This is a genomic window from Nibricoccus aquaticus, from assembly GCF_002310495.1.
Lineage (GTDB): Bacteria > Verrucomicrobiota > Verrucomicrobiia > Opitutales > Opitutaceae > Nibricoccus > Nibricoccus aquaticus.
Genome location: NZ_CP023344.1, coordinates 2,313,934 through 2,330,659, shown reverse-complemented (window position 1 = coordinate 2,330,659; position 16,726 = coordinate 2,313,934). Strand labels below are relative to the sequence as shown.

The window sequence follows — 16,726 nt, the reverse complement described above, 5'->3', positions numbered from 1 at the left end:
CTCCATGCCCCTTCTCCGCCTTTTCACCCTCGCCGCCGGCCTCATGGATTTCCTGACCGGCCTCGGCCTCGTCTTTTTCCCCGCGCAACTTCTCCCGCTCATGCGCGTCGCCACGCCCGCGCCAGACGCCCTCGTCTTCCTCCGCTTCGTCGGCGCTTTCGTCGGTGCCGTCGGCGCCACCTACCTCTGGGCCTTCCTCCGCAACCACCGCGCCTACCTCCGCGCCGTCTTCGAATTGACGATCCCGTTCCGCCTCGCCGCCGGCGCCTACTCCGCCACCGCCATCGCCCTCGGCTGGCTCCCGCCCGTCTGGCTCAGCGTCCCCGCCACCGACTTCGCCCTCGTCGCCGCCCAACTCTGGCTCCTCCGCCAGCCCCGCCTCTGGTCCGATGAAAACCCTCGCGCCTGATTCCTCCTCCGCGAGCCCCGCGCCCGCCGCCCGCTGGCCCGTCTTCCTCGCCAGCGTCGCCGCCATCGCCGCGACCTACACCTACTTCCTCATCTTCGCCGAATTCGCCTTCCTCGAATTCGCCGCCGCCTCGCTCAACGCCGAACAAATGAAACCGCTCATGACCGCCCTCGGTCTCGGCGGCATCGTCGGCAGCCTCTTCGCCGCCGCGCGTTTCTCCCTCGCCCGCATCCGCCCCCACCTCGCTCTCGGCTTCCTCGCCTCCGCGCTCGTCGCCCTGCTCACCCTCGCCTCCCGTTCACCCGCCACGCTCATCGCCTCCGCCGCGCTCATCGGCCTCTTCCTCGGCTGGGCCACCGTCACCCTCGCCCTCTCGCTGCTCCCACTTCTAGGCACCCGCGCCCTCGCCCCCGCCTGCGGCCTCGGCACCGGCCTCGCCTACGCACTCTGCAACCAACCCGCCCTCTTCACCGCACCACCCGCCACTCAAATCCTCACCTCCTCCTTCGCCGCCCTCACCGGCCTAGTCGCCACAATCTGGCTACGCTCATCCACTCCCTCCTTCTCCACCGAGTCCCTCTCATCAACCACCGCCACCCTCCGCCATTCCGACGCCACCCGCTGGATCACCGCCTTCTTCGCCCTGGTCTTTCTCGACTCCCTCGCCTTCTACCTCATCCAGCACAACCCCGCCTTCAAAACCGCCACCTGGTCCTCCTCCTTCACCCTCCAGACCAACGCCCTCGTCCACCTCGCCGCCGCCGTCCTCGCCGGTTTCGCCCTCCGCCGCTTCCGCCCCGCGCCCGTCGTCCTCGCCGCGCTCGCCCTGCTCGTCACCGCCTGCGCCCTCCTCAATTCCCCTGCCCCGCCCTTCGCCCTCGCCCGCACCCTCTATGTCGCCGGCGTCTCGATCTACTCCACCGCCCTCGTCGTCATCCCCGCCCGCGCCGCCCGCCCCTGGTTCGCCGCCGCCTTCATGGCCATCGCTGGCTGGATCGGCTCCGGCGCCGCCATCGGCCTCGCCCAACACCAAACCTCCCCCCACGTCCCCGCCTGGACACTCCTCCTCGCCCTCCTCATCGCGCTCACCGCCCTCGCCCGCCCGCTCTTCTCAACAACAAACTCCTCCGCTTCCTCCGTACGCACGCCCCGCACCTCGCCACCCGCCGCCTCCAACTTCACCGTCCTCCTCCTCGCCTTCGCTACCGTATCGATTTTCTGGGCACCACCCGCCCATGCCGACACCGCCGATCCCCTCGTCGCCGCCGGCCGCCGTGTCTACATCGCCGAGGGCTGCATCCACTGCCATTCCCAGTACATCCGCCCCGGCACCCCCGACGTCCTCCTCTGGGGCCCCGCCCACCCGCTCTCCGAAGTTCTCGCCGACTCTCCGCCGCTCCTCGGCAACCGCCGCCAGGGCCCCGACCTCGCCAACGTCGCCAACCGCCGCTCCCCCGATTGGAACCGCCTCCACCTCCTCGCCCCGCGCACCGTCTCCCCCGGCTCCCGCATGCCCTCCTACGCCCACCTCTTCGCCGACGGCGACCCCCGCGGCGAAGCCCTCCTCGCCTACCTCGCCTACCTCGGCGCCGACACCCTCCCCGACCGCCTCGAAACCATCGCCCGCTGGCAGCCGTCCGCATCTCCGCCTCCCTCCGCCAGCCCCACGCACACCCAAAAACTTTTCCAACAACTCTGCGCCGCCTGCCACGGCCCCACCGGCCGCGCCGACGGCCCCCTCTCCTCACAACTCAGCATCCGCCCGCCCGACTTCACCGCCCCCACCTGGCGCCGCTTCCCCGCCACACCCGACGACGCCACCCTCGCCCGCCTCATCAAATTCGGTCTCCCCGGCTCTCCCATGGCCGGCCACGAAACTCTCCCCGACCCCGACATCCTTTCCCTCGCCGCGTACGTGAAGTCCCTGCACGCTCCACCCGCCGCTCCATGAAAATCCTCATCGTCGAAGACGAACGCCGCGTCGCCCAATTCGTCGAACGCGCCCTCGCCGAGCTCAGCCACACCACCCGCGTCGCCCCCACCTGCGCCGCCGCCCGCGACGCCCTCGCCGACACCCCCTTCGACGCCGTCATCCTCGACCTCGGCCTCCCCGACGGCGACGGCCTCGCCCTCCTCCGCGAATGGCGCGCCTCCGGCTTCAACGAACCCGTCCTCATCCTCAGCGCCCGCGACGCCGTCTCCGACCGTATCCACGGCCTCGATCTCGGCGCCGACGACTACCTCCCCAAACCCTTCGTCATCGACGAACTCATCGCCCGCATCCGCTCCCTCCTCCGCCGCCACGCCGGCGCCAAGACCACCGTCCTCACCCACGGCGCCATCCGCCTCGATCTCCTCTCCCGCGCCGCCACCCTCGACGGCCAGCCCGTCGAACTCACCAGCCGCGAATTCGCCCTCCTCGAACTCTTCCTTCAAAACCCCGGCCGCGTCCTCACCCGCACCCTCATCGCCGAAAAAATCTGGGACGCCTCCTACGACATGGAAACCAACCTCATCGACGTTTACGTCCGCCGCCTCCGCAAAAAACTCGAACCCTCTCCGGACCGCCCCCTCCTCAAAACCATCCGCGGCACCGGCTACCAACTCGCCTGACCCTCGCCCCTCTCGGCCTTTTCTTCCCGCTCCGCCTTCAGCCAATAACCCGCTCCTGGCCCCGCCACTTCCCGCATCCTCCGCATAAGTGCCCTTCAGTGCCACTCAGTGGTTAAAAAAATGTCCTCCCTCTCCCGCCGCCTCACCCTCGGCTTCGCCACCCTCGTCACCATCACCACCGCCCTCGTCCTCACCGTCGGCGGCTGGCTCCTCTCCCGCCAGATGGTCAACGGCCTCGACTTCCTCAACGCCGCCGAATTCGCCGAACTCCGCGAACGCCTCGAAGACATCCCCGCCCCGCCCGACGCCGCCGAAGTCTCCCTCCGCATCCGCGAACACGCCGAGATCGACGCCGCCATGTACTACTTCCAGGTCCACACCCCCGACGGTGCCATCCTCTTCCGCTCCCCCAACCTCGGCGACGCCGCCCTCCCCATCCCGCCCGACGAAATCCCCCCCTCCTGGACCGACCAGCTCCCCACCCTCGGCCCCCTCCGCATCTCCGAGTTCCAGGCCGGCTCCCTCCGCATCCAGGTCGCCAGCCCCCTCGCCCCCACCCGCCGCCTCATCCACGACTACACCCGCGTCTCCGCCTGGCTCCTCGCCGCCACCGCCCTCGCCAGCTTCGGCCTCGGCCACGCCTTCACCCGCTTCGCCCTCAAACCCCTCCGCCTCATCCGCGACACCGCCCTCCGCATCCGCGCCGACCGCCTCGACGAACGTATCCCCGTTTCCACTGCGCGCGACGAGATCAACTCCCTCGCCACCCTCCTCAACCAGATGTTCGACCGCCTCGAAGCCTCCTTCATCCAGGTCAAACGCTTCACCGCCGACGCCTCCCACGAACTCAAAACCCCCCTCACCCTCATCCGCCTCAACGCCGAAAAACTCCGCCCCGCCGTCGCCGCCGACCCCGCCGCCCACCACGCCCTCGAAGACCTCCTCACCGACATCTCCCGCCTCAACCAGATCATCGAAAGCCTCCTCTTCATCGCCAAAGCCGAGAGCGGCACCCTCACCCTCCCACGTCGCACTGAAGACACTGCCGCTTTCCTTAATGCCTTCGCCGAAGACGCCCTCGCACTCGCCGAAGACCGCGGCCTCCACTTCACCCTCGCCGCCAACCCCGCCGCCCCCGTCACCATCGAGCCCAACCTCCTCCGCCAACTCCTCCTCAACCTCGTCAGCAACGCCCTCAACGTCTCCCCGCCCGCCTCCACCCTCTCCCTCACCTCGCGCCTCGACGACCAACACTGGACTCTCGCCCTCACCGACGAAGGCCCCGGCCTTCCCCCCGACAAACTAGAACACATCTTCGAACGCTTCGTCCGCTACGACCACACCCGCACCGGCCAGAACCATTCCGGCCAGGGCCTCGGCCTCGCCATCTGCCGCAGCATCGTCGGCCTCCACGGAGGTACCATCCACGCCGAAAACCGCCCCGACCGCCCCGGCCTCCGCGTGACCGTACAACTCCCACGCTAACTCCGCCCCCGTTCTCCGCTGTAAGCAGGGTGTCCTCACCCCGCCATTCCCCCAACCCGCTTTCCTGCTAACAGCGCCCCAGATTCCTCTGGCCTCTGGTCATTGGTCATTGCGGCGCGCTCCACCCCCGGTCTTCCCCCCATCTAGCGCTAAACTTAGCCCCGTCCGGTCCGATACATTTTACAATGGCTGCCCCACCAGCAACCGGCTCTACGCACGCGGGAGCGCGTAAACTTTCCCGTCTCTCCACGGGCCGCTTCGCCATTTACGCCGTCTTCGCCCTCGGTACCGCCGCTTTTTCCCACCTTCTCACCCCGGCTGCACTCCACGCCGCCGACACTCCCGCCTCGATTTCCACTTCTGCTACCCCGCCTGCGCCCCCCGCCCGCCCCGAGCTCTCCTACGCCGCCCACACCTACGGCGTCGAAGCTGGCATGCCTCACAACGTCGCCGCCACCCTCGTCCAGACGAGCGACGGCTACCTCTGGGCCGGCACCGAATCCGGCCTCGCCCGCTTCGACGGCACCCGCTTCGTCAACTTCCGCGTCCGCAACACCCCCGGCCTCCCCCATAACCTCATCCGCTCCCTCCTCGCCGAGCCCGACGGCACCCTCTGGATCGGCACCCACCGCGGCCTCTCCCGCTGGAAAGACAACCGCCTCGAACTCGTCGCCCCCCTCCCCACCGCCATCACCGGCATCACCCGCGACCCCTCCGGCCGCCTCTGGCTCGCCACCCTCGGCCAGAGCCTGAAAGAGCTCCGCGACGACAAACTCATCGACGTCGACACCGCCGGCCAGATCCCCGCCAACGTCCAGCTTCGCACCGTCTTCGCCGACTCCACCGGCCGCGTCTGGATCAGCCCCCGCACCGGCAACCCCGTCTACCGCGACCCCGACGGCTCCTTCCACCGCTTCACCGCCGGCGGCCCCGACCTCCAATCCGTCGTCCGTATCGTCGAAGGCCCCGAAGGCACCCTCTGGTTCGCCTCCGAGACCGCCGGCCTCTTCCGCGTCCGCGGAAACGACGTCCGCCGCTACAGCACCCCCGAAGGCCTCGGCGTCGAACCCGTAACCAACATCCACATCGACCGCTCCGGCCGCATCTGGGCCCTCGCCCGCCGCGCCTACGTCATGGAAACCCCCGACGGCGACCACTTCTCCGCCCTCCAGCTCCCCTCCGTCGATCACTGCCGCGCCATCATGCAGGACCACGAAGGCAGCATCTGGATCGGCACCGCCGGCTACGGCATCTCCCGCATCCGCCCCACCAGCTTCCGCATGTACAGCACCCGCGACGGCCTCCCCGGCGACGGCGTCCGCAGCGTAGCCACCGACAAACTGGGCAACATCTGGGCCGCCATCCCCGCCGTCGGCGTTGTCCACCTCTCTCCCACCGGCGCCATCACCACCGTTGGCGGCGGCACCGGCCCCCTCGCCGAAATCTGGGCCCTCCTCCACACCGACGATGGCCGCCTCTGGATCGGCCGCCGCGGCTCCCTCCTCATCCGCCACCCCGACGGCACCGAAGAGGAAAAAACCAACCTCCGCGGCATGAGGTGCATGTACCAGGATCGCTCCGGCGCCCTCTGGTTCGGCACCGAACAAGACGGCATCGTCCGCTACAAAGACGGCCAGTACACCCCGATGAACGAAGTCCTCGGCATCGTCCCGACGAACGTTGTCTGGGCCATGGCCGAAGACCGCGACGGCTCCAAATACTTCGGCCTCCGCGCCGGCGGCCTCATCAAACAAGCCCCCGACGGCTCCCTCACCCACTGGAACACCGAAAAAGGCGACCCCGTTGACGAAGTCCGCTCCCTCCACTGCGACTCCGACGGCCGCCTCTGGGTCGGCTCCAAAGGCCACGGCCTCCTCCTCCTCACCCCCGACGGCCGCTGGTACGAATCCGAAGACCTCTCCGCCCCCTTCAACGACCTCGTCTCCGTCATCCAGGAAGACGAACATGGCCGCATCTGGCTCGGCACCCCCAAAGGCATCGTCTGGGCTCCCAAATCCGAGCTCCTCGCCATCGCCCGCGGCGAACGCCGTGGCGACTCCTTCGCCATCGCCAGCGAAACCGACGGCGTCATCCCCTCCACCGTCGGCTTCGGCTCCCAACCCGCCTCCCTCAAAGGCCCCGACGGCCGCATCTGGTTCGCCACCTACCGCGGCCTCGTCGCCGCCGATCCCTCACAAGTCCCCGTCAACCGCGTCGCCCCACCCGTCCTCATCGAACGCGTCCTCATCGACAACCAACCCGCCCCCGCCGGCGCCTCCACCATCACCATCCCCGCCGGCACCCGCGACCTCGCCATCGAGTACACCGCCCTCAGCTACATCCGCTCCGCCCGCGTCATCTTCCGCTACCAGCTCGAAGGCCACGACCCCCAATGGATCGACGCCGCCAACCGCCGCACCGCCTTCTACACCAACCTCAAACCCGGCACCTACCGCTTCCGCGTCATCGCCGCCAACGACGACGGCGTCTGGAACCACGAAGGCGCCACCCTCAACCTCGTTCAAACTCCCGCGTATTATGAGACGTGGTGGTTCTACGTTCTCAGCGGCATCTCCCTCGGAGCAGGCATCTACGCCTTCTTCCACTGGCGCACCAAAACCCTCCGCCGCGACCGCGACCTCCTCGAATCCCGCATCGTCGAACGCACCCGCGAATTCGCCCGCGCCAAGGAACAAGCCGAGGCCGCCACTCAGGCCAAGAGCCTCTTCCTCGCCAACATGTCGCACGAGATCCGCACGCCCATGAACGGCGTCATCGGCATGACCGGCCTCCTCCTCGACACCAAACTCGACGACGAACAACGCCAGTTCGCCGACACCGTCCGCAAATCCGCCGAAGCCCTCCTCGGCATCATCAACGACATCCTCGACTTCTCAAAAATCGAAGCCGGCAAACTCGAACTCGAGCGCTCCGACTTCAAACTCCGTGACTCCGTCGAAGACGTCGTCGAACTCCTCGCCGAAGCCGCCACCCGCAAACACATCGAACTCGCCTGCTGGATCGACGACGACGTCCCCCTCGAAGCCGTCGGCGACCCCGGCCGCTTCCGCCAGATCCTCCTCAACCTCACCGGCAACGCCATCAAGTTCACCGAGCATGGAGAGGTCTTCGTCAAAATGTCCCGCGAGCCCTCCACCGACGGCCGCCTCGTCCTCCGCGTCGAAGTCCGCGACACCGGCATCGGCATGACCCCCGAAGCCGCCGGCCGCCTCTTCCAATCCTTCACTCAAGTGGACGGCTCCGTCACCCGCCGCTTCGGCGGCACCGGCCTCGGCCTCGCCATCTCCCGCCAGCTCGTCGAACTCATGGGCGGTCGTATCGGCGTTGAAAGTACGCCCGGCCGCGGCTCCACCTTCTGGTTCACCCTCACCCTCGCGCACGGCGCCCGCACCACCCCGCCCATCCCCGAGACTCCGCCCGCCTTCCCCGGCCGCCGCGTCCTCATCGTGGACGACCACGAGACCAACCGCCTCATCCTCACCCGCATCCTCCGCCAGTGGCAGATCACCGCCGAGGAAGCCCGCGACGGCACTTCCGCCCTCGAACGCCTCCGCCTCGCCGCCCGCGAAAACAAACCCTTCGACCTCGCCATCCTCGATTTCCACATGCCCGGCATGGACGGCCTCGAACTCGCCTCCGCCGTCCGCGCCGACGCCTCGCTCTCCGCCCTGCCGCTCATGCTCCTGAGTTCAGCCCTCATGCGCGACCACCGCACGCTCATCGAGAACAACAACTTCGTCTCCGTCTCCCAAAAACCGATACGCAAAGCGTCTCTCCTGCGCGGCATCCAGCGCGCTTGGTCCGAAATCCCCGCGCCCACCCCCGCCGCGCCCCAACCCGCGCCCGCCACGCAATCCACTCCGCCCACCACCCCGCGCAAATCCGCCCGCATCCTCATCGCAGAGGATAATGTCGTGAACCAGACCCTCGCCCGCCGCATGGTCGAAAAACTCGGCCACCACGCCGACGTCGTCGCCGACGGCCGCAAAGCCCTCGATGCCCTCGCCGCCGGCACCTACAACCTCGTCCTCATGGATTGCCACATGCCCGAGCTCGATGGCTACGCCGCCACCACCGAACTTCGCCGCCGTGAAGAGCCCGGCACCCGCATCCCCGTCATCGCCCTCACCGCCAACGTCGTCGCCGGCGAACGCGAACACTGCCTCTCCGTCGGCATGGATGACTACCTTTCAAAGCCCGTGAAGTTCGCCGAACTCGCCGCCACCATCGACCGCTGGCTCACCAAATCCTCGGCATAAATAAAGAACGCCATGCCAGGTAGTGCCGAGGTAGGGCCGCCACGCCGTGGCCGGCCTCCTAGTCCTAGCCAGCACGCTCCCGTAGCCACGAGCGCCAGCGAGTGGTTCCTGCGTCACTCGCCGATCACGCTCCTCTGGAGGGACGACCTCCGCGTCGCCCTCCGCCGCCTCACCTACCCGCGATCGTCCACGGCCTCCACCCTCGCCTTCTCCGCCTCCACCGACGGCAAAAAATTCAGCGCCAGAAACCCGATCACCGACCGTGCGTCCGTCGAGATCGACTCGATCTCCTGCTCCAGCGGATTGCTCCGCACCAGCTCAAGCGCCGAGCTCCGCGCCTTCCCCGATTTCCACCACGCCGCCGCCTCGAGCGTCTCGGCACTTCCTGCCGTTTGGCCCTCACCCAGCGTCACCACCGGCCCGCTGCTCTCCGGCGTCACCTGCCGGTCGACCAGCACCAACGCCAGCGTCACCCCCGCCGCGACCGCCGCCAGCGAAAATCCAAACGACTTCACCCGTCCCGCCCGCGACTCACCCGCCACCTCACGCTCCGGCTGCGACTCCCGCACCGCGCGCAAAATCCTCTGCTCAAATCCCTCATCCGGCCCGTCCGCCAGGTCCGTGCGCGTCTCCACGCGCGCCGCCCCGCGCATCATCTCTTCAAAGGAATCATCCTCTGCGAAAAACGCCTGGCACTCATCGCACGTCTCCATGTGCCGCTCCGCCACCCACGTCTGCCCCTCGGCCGCACCACGCGCAGATTCCCACTGCCGCACCGCGCGACAGATCAACCGCGGACTCAGACGACGACTATCGTTGGATTCATTATTCATGAGCATTGTCTCCTTTCAAAAGCTGCTGGCGCGCACGGAACACGATCACCTTCACATTCGGCACGGTCAACCCCATGGCCTGCGCGGTTTCTTCGGTGGAAAGTTCTTCGCCGAAGCGAAGCCACAACACGTCAAATTCTCGCTGCGAAAGCACCTCCCTCGCCCGCGCCCACACGTTCTCCGTGCGATCCTGGATCTCCGTCTGCTTCGCCGGCGAATACCCCGGCGCCTCGCTCGCCTCCGGGATTTCCTCCCACCGCTTCGTATCGCGAAAATGATTCAGCGCTGTCCTTCGCGCGATCGTCAGCAGCCAGTTGATCAGCGGCCGCTGCGGATCGAACCGCCCCAGATTATGAAACGCTTTGATGAACGTCCGCTGCGTCAGGTCCTCCGCATCCTGCCGGTGCCGCGTCATCTGATTCAAAAAATTAAATACTCGCCGGCTGTGCTGGTTCACCAGCGCCTCAAACGCCCGCGCACTCCCGCCCGCCGCCTCCCGCACCAGCGCAGCCTCCTCCACGCTGATCTGCTGCGGGCAGACCAGCGCATCGCGCGGGAGATCAGGTGGCGGCAACGTCATCGCTCGGATTCTCGAAAAACTAAACGCGCGACTCAGGGCTTCTCAGGCTGCCTGGGCTGTTCCGGCTGCTGCGGCATCGCCACCGCCGCCTTCACGCTCACGAAGAAATCCGACTTCCCGTCGTTCTCATCCACGTAACGCACCGTAATCGCATAAGTCCCCTCCGCACCGGCAAACGGGAAACGCGCCGTCCCATGAGAATCATGGATCTGGATCACCTTCCCGCCCGAGCCGTTCCGGTTCGCGAGCACCGTGTAGTTCGCCAGCTCCATGTCCTCCGCCTCGATGCGCTGGCTCGCCCCGGAGCCATCGGCCGGCGCGATCTCCACATAGTCGATACGCGCGTTCTCTCCCTCATGGCGATGACCCGTGAGCACGATCATCTCACCGGTCTTCAGCGCCACATTCGCCACTGTCCGCGAAACCAGCGTCTTCGCGCTCACGCCCATATCCCCGAGATTCTGATCCGCCTTCCACTGGAGAACCACCTTCTCCTCCACCGGCGGCACCGGCCCGTTCGTGACATCGCGCTCCACTCCGGCCCGCGACTCGCGCCGCTGCTGTCGGTCTCGCGCCTGCCCCTGCTGGAACTCGCGAGCCATCACCACCAGACGGTCGCTCGAATAAGCCAGATGCAGCGTCACGATGTTTTTCTCCCGCGTCACCGTCACCGACTTCAAAAACTCGCTCAGGTATTTGTCGCTCGATTCAGCGAGGGAGATCATCGCCGTGATCCCCTGCAGGATCTTCATGAGTTTGTCCGCCGACTCATCCGAACTCGCGAGCAGCTGCACATGCGCAAACGTCTGCGTCTTCTCCTCACCGAGCTCGACCGACGCCGATTTCGCCATCTGCAAAATCCGCGCCTGCGGTGCATCGTCCGCGAAAAACTCCGCCGAGGGCACCACGCTCGCCGCCAGCACGAACGCCCCCGTCTGATTGCGGATGAGCCCCGTCAGCGGCGAATTCTTCGCCTTCGCCAGCGACGGCGCCTCGCCGCGAAACACCTTATGCGCCGCCAGCACCTGCGCCTTCGATTTGCTCACCAGGATGATCGGCTCCTTCGGAAACGCCACGATCAGCTCCCCGCCGATCGAGTACGCCTCGAACGGCAGATCCTTCAACTCCGTGAGTGCTTCCGGCGTCGTCACCGTCGCCTGCGCCACGATCCCCTCGACGATCTTCCGCAGATCCGCCGTGCCCTGAAAAATCAACGCCCCATCCACCAGCTTCGGGTCCTGCGCCAGATTCGTTCCATAAGCCGTGATCGAGCCGATCGTCTCGAACAACTTCGGCACATCCACCTGGATCGGAAACTTCTGTCCCTTCATCGCCTGCGCCTGAAGCACCATTCCTTGAGCCACGAGCTCCTTGCCCACCGTGCTGTCACGAAGCGCGTTCAGATCCAGATTCATGACCCACAACGCATCCGCGCTGACAATCTTCGTATTGAGGCCGGAGACGCCATCGGCAACGACGCGCGACGGGGTGCGACTGTCTTCAACTGCTTTTGCACAGGCCACGAGCGACATCAGCGGCAGGCCGAGCGCGAGAGAGGTTTGAATAATGCGTTTCATAAATTCGATTGGGTTCTGCCCTTCATTCACGCCAAAGCGCCCCGAGGTTACAGAGCGCGCCGGTCTGGCCGCGCACACCCTCACTCCTTCCCCCGCGCCCCCGTCATCTCCTGCATCGAGAAAATCGCCGCCGCCGCCCCCACAAACACCGCCGCGAACACCAGCATCGCCCCCGTCGTCGTCAGCGCCGCCGTCCACGAAACGCCATCGATCGCCCCGAGCATCTGCGGCTCGATCAACTCGCGCACCTGCCGCGTCATCGACAACCGGCTGAGCGGCGCCGCGATATTGCCCACGCCCGCTTCCACGATTCCCGCGTACACGATCCCGATCACCAGATAACGCGACGTCAGCACCGCGCACAAAAACCCCAACGCCGTGAACCCCGCGATCGTCAGCATCTGCGCCAGCAACACCCACGGATAAATCGCGCCGATGGCCGGCGCATTCCGCGCCGCCGCGAAAAACACCACCACGCCAAACGCCAGCAGCCACATCGCCTGCAGGCAGGCCGTGTGCGCGAGATACTTGAACCCCACAAACGCCCACCGCTTCACCGGCCGCGTGAACACATAATCCACCGCCCCCGGCTTCATCTCGTCACGCATCGCGCCAGCGCCCGACAGAAACGCCAGCACCGGCACCACCACCGACAGCAAAAATCCCGCGACCCACTCCAGATAATCATCCGGCGCGCGCGGCGCCGTGAGCTTCGAACAAAAAAACGCCAGTACCGCCAGCAACCCCGCCGTCACCAGCAACTGATTACGCGAAAGAAGCCGCCACGCCGTCAGCCGCCACACACCGCCCAGCGCGTTCCACTGGTTCGGCGCCGTCCGCGGTGCGGAAAATCTCCCGCGCGCTTCGCCGCCTGTGACGTCACTCATGTTTTTCGTCGTCATCGCTTATGAGTCGAGTGAAGGCCCGGGACCGACCGCCTTTTCCAAAAACGTCGCCGTGCTCCTCACTTCAAAAATCCGCACGCCGCTCTCCAGCAGATACCGGTCGAACCCCGCGTAGAACTGCTCCGCATCGCGCCAGCGCACGTGCAATGTGTCGCTCTCCGGCACGATCTCGCAGCCGCGCAGCAGATGCTGATCGAAGAGATAACGCGCCAGTTTCTCCGGCTCCTCGCAGCGGATCGTCGTCGCTTCCGGCCACCGCTTCCGCGTCTCCGCCGACGCCACCTCCTGATTCGCCGCATTCGGAATCCGCCCCCAACGCAACAGGATGAAGTCGCTGCAAAGCGCCTCCAGATCGTGCAGGATGTGACTTGAAATCAGCACGCTCGTCCCGTCACGCGCCAGCTCGCGCAACACCTGGCTGAACTCCTCGCGCCCCATCGGATCGAGCCCGTTCATCGGCTCATCCAGGATGATCAACTCCGGCGCGTGCATTAGACACTGCGCGAGTTTCACGCGCTGCCGCATGCCCTTCGAGTAAGTCGTGATCCGCTTCTTCCAATACTGCGGCGCCAGCTTCACGCGCTCGAGCGATTCGTTCGCCCGCTTCGTTGCATCACTCGCCGACAACCCAGAAATCATCCCCAGCCCCGTGAGCCACTCCAGCGGACGCAGCCCGGCCGGCACCGTCTCGCTCTCGGGACAATACGCCAGCCGCGCCTGCACATCCGGGTTATTCCACGGATTCCCGCCGAAGACCGTGATCGTCCCCGAGCTCGGCTTCACCTGCCCCGTGAGCAGGCGAAACAGCGTCGTCTTGCCCGCGCCATTCGGCCCCACGAGCCCCGTGATGCCGCGCCGTATCCGGAAGTTCACATTGTTGAGCCCGAGCACCACGCCGTAGAACCGGCTCAGATTTTCCGCCTGGACGATCGTGCTCATTCGGGACGCAACTTTCTCAAAAAGACCACCGACGACAGCACCACGAAAAGCCCGAGCGCCTTCAACGTCCCCGGCAGATCCTTCGCCGCCGCCTCATCGCTGCCACGTTTCAATTTCTCAACGACCTGCTGATCGAGCAACGGCAACTTGCTCGCTGCATCAGTCAGCGCCGTGTCCATCCGCAGCACACTCTTTCTGACCTCCGCCAGATTGTTCGTGAAGCTCGCGCGTTGCAGCCATTCCGGCGCCCTCCGCCCCGAGGCCATCGCCCCCACAATCACCCACAGAAAAATCCACAGCATAATCGTGTTTCGCGACGTCTTGTTCAGCGCCGATACTCCCAGCGCCACCGCCGCCAGCACCACCAGACTGATCCCGTTAAACAACAACGCCCGCAGAAGCGGCGAAATCGAATAGACGAAAAAATCGCTGTTCGGCGCGAACGCCATGCTCAGCAGCCACCCGGTCACCAGCGGGCCCGTCCACAACAACACCAGCAGCCCCGCGATGATCCCGAGTTTCCCCAACAAATAATCCACCGACGTCAGCGGCCTCGCCAGGTAGATGATCAGCGCATTGCCCGCCCGGTCCCGCGCGATCAACCGCGGCACCAGCACCGTCAGCGCGATCAGACAAAGCCCGAGCCCGAGATACGACTGCACCCAGAACATCAGCGTGAAGAGCCCGTTCACACAGACATCCGGATAAAGCAGCACCAGCGCCCCAAACGCCTGCGCCACCGCCTGCGCGCGCACCCCGAGCGACGCGGCACCTTGCTCCAGCCAGCCGCCCGTCACGACCGTCTGGCTGAACGCAAACCCCAGCGCCGCCATCGCCAGACTCACCGTCCAGGCCACAATCAGCAGCACCACGAAAAACTTCCCGCTGAAAAGCTGCCGCAGCCCGGTCGAGCTGATGACCCAGCGGCGATAAACGACGCCGCGCGGTTTCTCGCGGCACCGGCTGAGATCAAGCGTGGTTTCCATCGGCGGAAGCGAGCGAGCGCAGGAACAGTTCGTGCAAAGCATTCGGGTTGGCGACGATCTCGCCCGGCGGCAACCGGTGTACGCGCAACAACTCCAGCAGCCACTCCACCGAGTCACTCGGCGACTCGATGCGGAAGCGTCCATTCGAGAGCCGCTCGAATTTATACGCGCCCGCCTTCAGTGCCGCCGCCACGCGATCGCTTTCGCCCGATGGCGCGAACTCCACGATGCGCCGGTGCCGGTTCTTCAAGTTCTCCATGCTGTCGTGCTCCAGCACCCGCCCGCGCGCGATGATGATCACCCGGTCGCAGATGCGCTCGATGTCGTTCAGCAGATGCGACGAAATCACCACGCTCGTCCCGAGCTGTTTGTGCAGCGAACCGATCAACCGCAGGAAATACTCGCGCCCCGCCGGATCGAGCCCGTTGGTCGGCTCATCGAGAAACAAAATCTCCGGATCATGCACCAGCGCCTGCGCCAGCTTCGCCCGCTGCTTCATGCCCGTGGAGTACGTATCGATCTTCCGGTACCGCTCCTGCCCCATCCCCACCAGATCCAGAATCTCATGCGCCCGCTGCCGCGCCTGCTTGAACGACAACCCCGACAGCTGCCCGCAATAAGTCACATACTCGCACCCCACCACCCCCGGGATGTGCGAATCCTGCTCTGGGCTGTAGCCCACCCGCTCGCGCGACTCGCGATTGCTCGCCCGGATGTCCCGCCCCAGCACCAGCGCGCGCCCCGACGTCGGCGTCTCCAGATTCAGGAGACACTTGATAAACGTGCTCTTCCCCGCGCCATTCGGCCCCAGCAGCCCGATCGTCCCCGGCGGCACATGCAGGGTCACGCCATCCAGCGCCCGCTGCGCGCCATAAACCTTCGTCAACCCGTCCGCCTGGATCACGTAGTCACGCGCATTCCGTTCGGTCGGCAGCGGCGGCGGCGCGGCGGAAACGACATCTGGAGATGAAAACGTCACGAGTTTGAGCGGTGAAAGAAAACGAAACGAACCAATGGCTTCCCGTGTTACACAACCATGCCCCCAAAAGTTACAGCCAATTTCCCAATCCGATTCCGAGGTAGGGCGGGTTAGCCTTAACCCCGCCGGTTCGATTCGCGATCACCCCACGCCGATGAAATCGCCTCCCGCGCCCCCCTGCACACTTCTCTCACCTTCCCCCTTGGCACGTTTCCTCCGCTCTCCCATACCTCCGAACATGTACCCGGCGGCACTCCCCCTGCGCTGCGCCCTGCTCGCGCTGCTCCTCAGCCTCGCGCGCCTGCACGCCGCCGCCGACGCCACCTCGTCCAGCAATCCCCGCTCGCTCACCGCCACCGACCTCGCCCCTGACTCCGAAACCCTCTCCGATTCTCTCAACTCTCAACCCTCATCTCTCAACTCCCCCGACTCTTCCACCGCCGAACCCGAAACGGTCCTCCTCCTCCACGGCCTCGGTCTCAACCGCCTCGCCATGGCCCGCCTCGCCAGCTCGCTCCGCCGCGACGGCTACCGTGTCATCAACGTATCCTATCCCTCGCGCAGCGTCCCTCTCGAAGAACTCGCCGCCACCTGGCTCCCGGACCTGCTCCGTGCCCACAAAGCCGATACCGCCCCGCGCCTCCACGTCGTCACGCACTCGATGGGCGGCATCCTCCTCCGCCTCTACCTCCGCGACCACCGCCCCGCCAACCTCGGCCGCCTCGTCATGATCGCCCCGCCCAACCACGGCAGCGAAGTCGCTGAAAAACTCCGCAACAACTGCCTCTTCCATCTCTTCACCGGCAAAAACGGCCGCCGCCTCGGCACCGGCCCCGAATCGCTCCCGCTCACGCTCGGCCCGCTCGAAAACACCGACCTCGGCATCATCGCCGGCTCCCGCTCCCTCAACCCGCTCTTCTCCGCCTGGATCGGCCGCCCCAGCGACGGCAAAGTCGCCATCGAAAGCACCAAGCTCGAAGGCATGAGCGACCACCTCGTCCTCCCCATCTCCCACACCTGGCTCCAATACCGCACCCCTGTTATCACCCAGGTGGCCGCTTTCCTCCGAGACGGAAAATTCCATCAGTCCACCGCGCCCGACGCTCTATAAAAACTCCAAGCCTTCTCCCGGTCCGCTTC

General features: G+C 66.2%; 13 protein-coding genes. 6 read left to right on the top strand and 7 right to left on the bottom strand.

Annotation, left to right across the window (positions count from 1 at the left end):
- Positions 1-4 precede the first annotated feature (4 nt).
- From CMV30_RS09460 to CMV30_RS20720, 5 genes are all read left to right on the top strand, one after another.
- Entirely contained in the window at positions 5-409 is a 405-nt protein-coding gene (locus tag CMV30_RS09460) for a hypothetical protein (protein WP_096055796.1), read from the top strand.
- Positions 390-2,360, top strand: coding sequence for a cbb3-type cytochrome c oxidase subunit II (locus CMV30_RS20725; protein WP_096055795.1), 1,971 nt, complete (start codon positions 390-392; stop codon positions 2,358-2,360). The genes CMV30_RS09460 and CMV30_RS20725 overlap by 20 nt, the downstream gene beginning before the upstream one ends.
- Positions 2,357-3,022 (top strand): response regulator transcription factor, encoded by a 666-nt coding sequence (locus tag CMV30_RS09450; protein WP_096055794.1) that lies wholly within the window; start codon positions 2,357-2,359, stop codon positions 3,020-3,022. The genes CMV30_RS20725 and CMV30_RS09450 overlap by 4 nt, the downstream gene beginning before the upstream one ends.
- A 120-nt stretch (positions 3,023-3,142) precedes the next feature.
- Positions 3,143-4,507 (top strand): ATP-binding protein, encoded by a 1,365-nt coding sequence (locus CMV30_RS09445; RefSeq protein ID WP_096055793.1) that lies wholly within the window; start codon positions 3,143-3,145, stop codon positions 4,505-4,507.
- 185 nt (positions 4,508-4,692) lie between these two features.
- Positions 4,693-8,787 carry a hybrid sensor histidine kinase/response regulator gene (locus CMV30_RS20720; protein ID WP_096055792.1) on the top strand — a complete coding sequence of 1,365 codons (4,095 nt, stop codon included), beginning with the start codon at positions 4,693-4,695 and terminating at the stop codon, positions 8,785-8,787.
- Positions 8,788-8,960: 173 nt separating this feature from the next.
- Here the strand turns inward: CMV30_RS20720 and CMV30_RS09435 are convergent, their stop codons facing one another.
- From CMV30_RS09435 to CMV30_RS09405, 7 genes are all read right to left on the bottom strand, one after another.
- Positions 8,961-9,620: a hypothetical protein gene (locus CMV30_RS09435; protein ID WP_138223214.1), complete on the bottom strand. Its 660-nt coding sequence runs from the start codon at positions 9,618-9,620 to the stop codon at positions 8,961-8,963.
- Positions 9,613-10,200 (bottom strand): RNA polymerase sigma factor, encoded by a 588-nt coding sequence (locus CMV30_RS09430; RefSeq protein WP_096055790.1) that lies wholly within the window; start codon positions 10,198-10,200, stop codon positions 9,613-9,615. Before CMV30_RS09430 ends, CMV30_RS09435 begins: the two co-directional genes overlap by 8 nt.
- A 32-nt stretch (positions 10,201-10,232) precedes the next feature.
- Entirely contained in the window at positions 10,233-11,777 is a 1,545-nt protein-coding gene (locus tag CMV30_RS09425; protein WP_096055789.1) for a carbohydrate-binding protein, read from the bottom strand.
- Positions 11,778-11,857: 80 nt separating this feature from the next.
- A complete protein-coding gene (locus CMV30_RS09420; protein WP_138223213.1) occupies positions 11,858-12,664 on the bottom strand; it encodes an ABC transporter permease in 807 nt (268 codons plus the stop codon).
- An 18-nt stretch (positions 12,665-12,682) separates the two neighbouring features.
- Positions 12,683-13,621, bottom strand: a complete 939-nt coding sequence (locus tag CMV30_RS09415) for an ABC transporter ATP-binding protein (RefSeq protein WP_096055787.1) — start codon at positions 13,619-13,621, stop codon at positions 12,683-12,685.
- On the bottom strand, positions 13,618-14,607 hold the full coding sequence (locus CMV30_RS09410) for a hypothetical protein (protein ID WP_096055786.1): 990 nt from the start codon (positions 14,605-14,607) through the stop codon (positions 13,618-13,620). Before CMV30_RS09410 ends, CMV30_RS09415 begins: the two co-directional genes overlap by 4 nt.
- Entirely contained in the window at positions 14,591-15,586 is a 996-nt protein-coding gene (locus CMV30_RS09405) for an ABC transporter ATP-binding protein (protein ID WP_175414806.1), read from the bottom strand. Before CMV30_RS09405 ends, CMV30_RS09410 begins: the two co-directional genes overlap by 17 nt.
- Positions 15,587-15,788: 202 nt before the next feature.
- Here CMV30_RS09405 and CMV30_RS09400 point away from each other — a divergent pair, with 202 nt between their 5' ends.
- Entirely contained in the window at positions 15,789-16,697 is a 909-nt protein-coding gene (locus CMV30_RS09400) for an esterase/lipase family protein (RefSeq protein WP_217494485.1), read from the top strand.
- Positions 16,698-16,726 lie beyond the last annotated feature (29 nt).

Bases quoted from the DNA above. Each gene is read 5' to 3' on its own strand.
- CMV30_RS09460 (WP_096055796.1), top strand. From the start codon at position 5: ATGCCCCTTCTCCGCCTTTTCACCCTCGCCGCCGGCCTCATGGATTTC.
- CMV30_RS20725 (WP_096055795.1), top strand. From the start codon at position 390: ATGAAAACCCTCGCGCCTGATTCCTCCTCCGCGAGCCCCGCGCCCGCC.
- CMV30_RS09450 (WP_096055794.1), top strand. From the start codon at position 2,357: ATGAAAATCCTCATCGTCGAAGACGAACGCCGCGTCGCCCAATTCGTC.
- CMV30_RS09445 (WP_096055793.1), top strand. From the start codon at position 3,143: ATGTCCTCCCTCTCCCGCCGCCTCACCCTCGGCTTCGCCACCCTCGTC.
- CMV30_RS20720 (WP_096055792.1), top strand. From the start codon at position 4,693: ATGGCTGCCCCACCAGCAACCGGCTCTACGCACGCGGGAGCGCGTAAA.
- CMV30_RS09435 (WP_138223214.1), bottom strand. From the start codon at position 9,620: ATGAATAATGAATCCAACGATAGTCGTCGTCTGAGTCCGCGGTTGATC.
- CMV30_RS09430 (WP_096055790.1), bottom strand. From the start codon at position 10,200: ATGACGTTGCCGCCACCTGATCTCCCGCGCGATGCGCTGGTCTGCCCG.
- CMV30_RS09425 (WP_096055789.1), bottom strand. From the start codon at position 11,777: ATGAAACGCATTATTCAAACCTCTCTCGCGCTCGGCCTGCCGCTGATG.
- CMV30_RS09420 (WP_138223213.1), bottom strand. From the start codon at position 12,664: ATGAGTGACGTCACAGGCGGCGAAGCGCGCGGGAGATTTTCCGCACCG.
- CMV30_RS09415 (WP_096055787.1), bottom strand. From the start codon at position 13,621: ATGAGCACGATCGTCCAGGCGGAAAATCTGAGCCGGTTCTACGGCGTG.
- CMV30_RS09410 (WP_096055786.1), bottom strand. From the start codon at position 14,607: ATGGAAACCACGCTTGATCTCAGCCGGTGCCGCGAGAAACCGCGCGGC.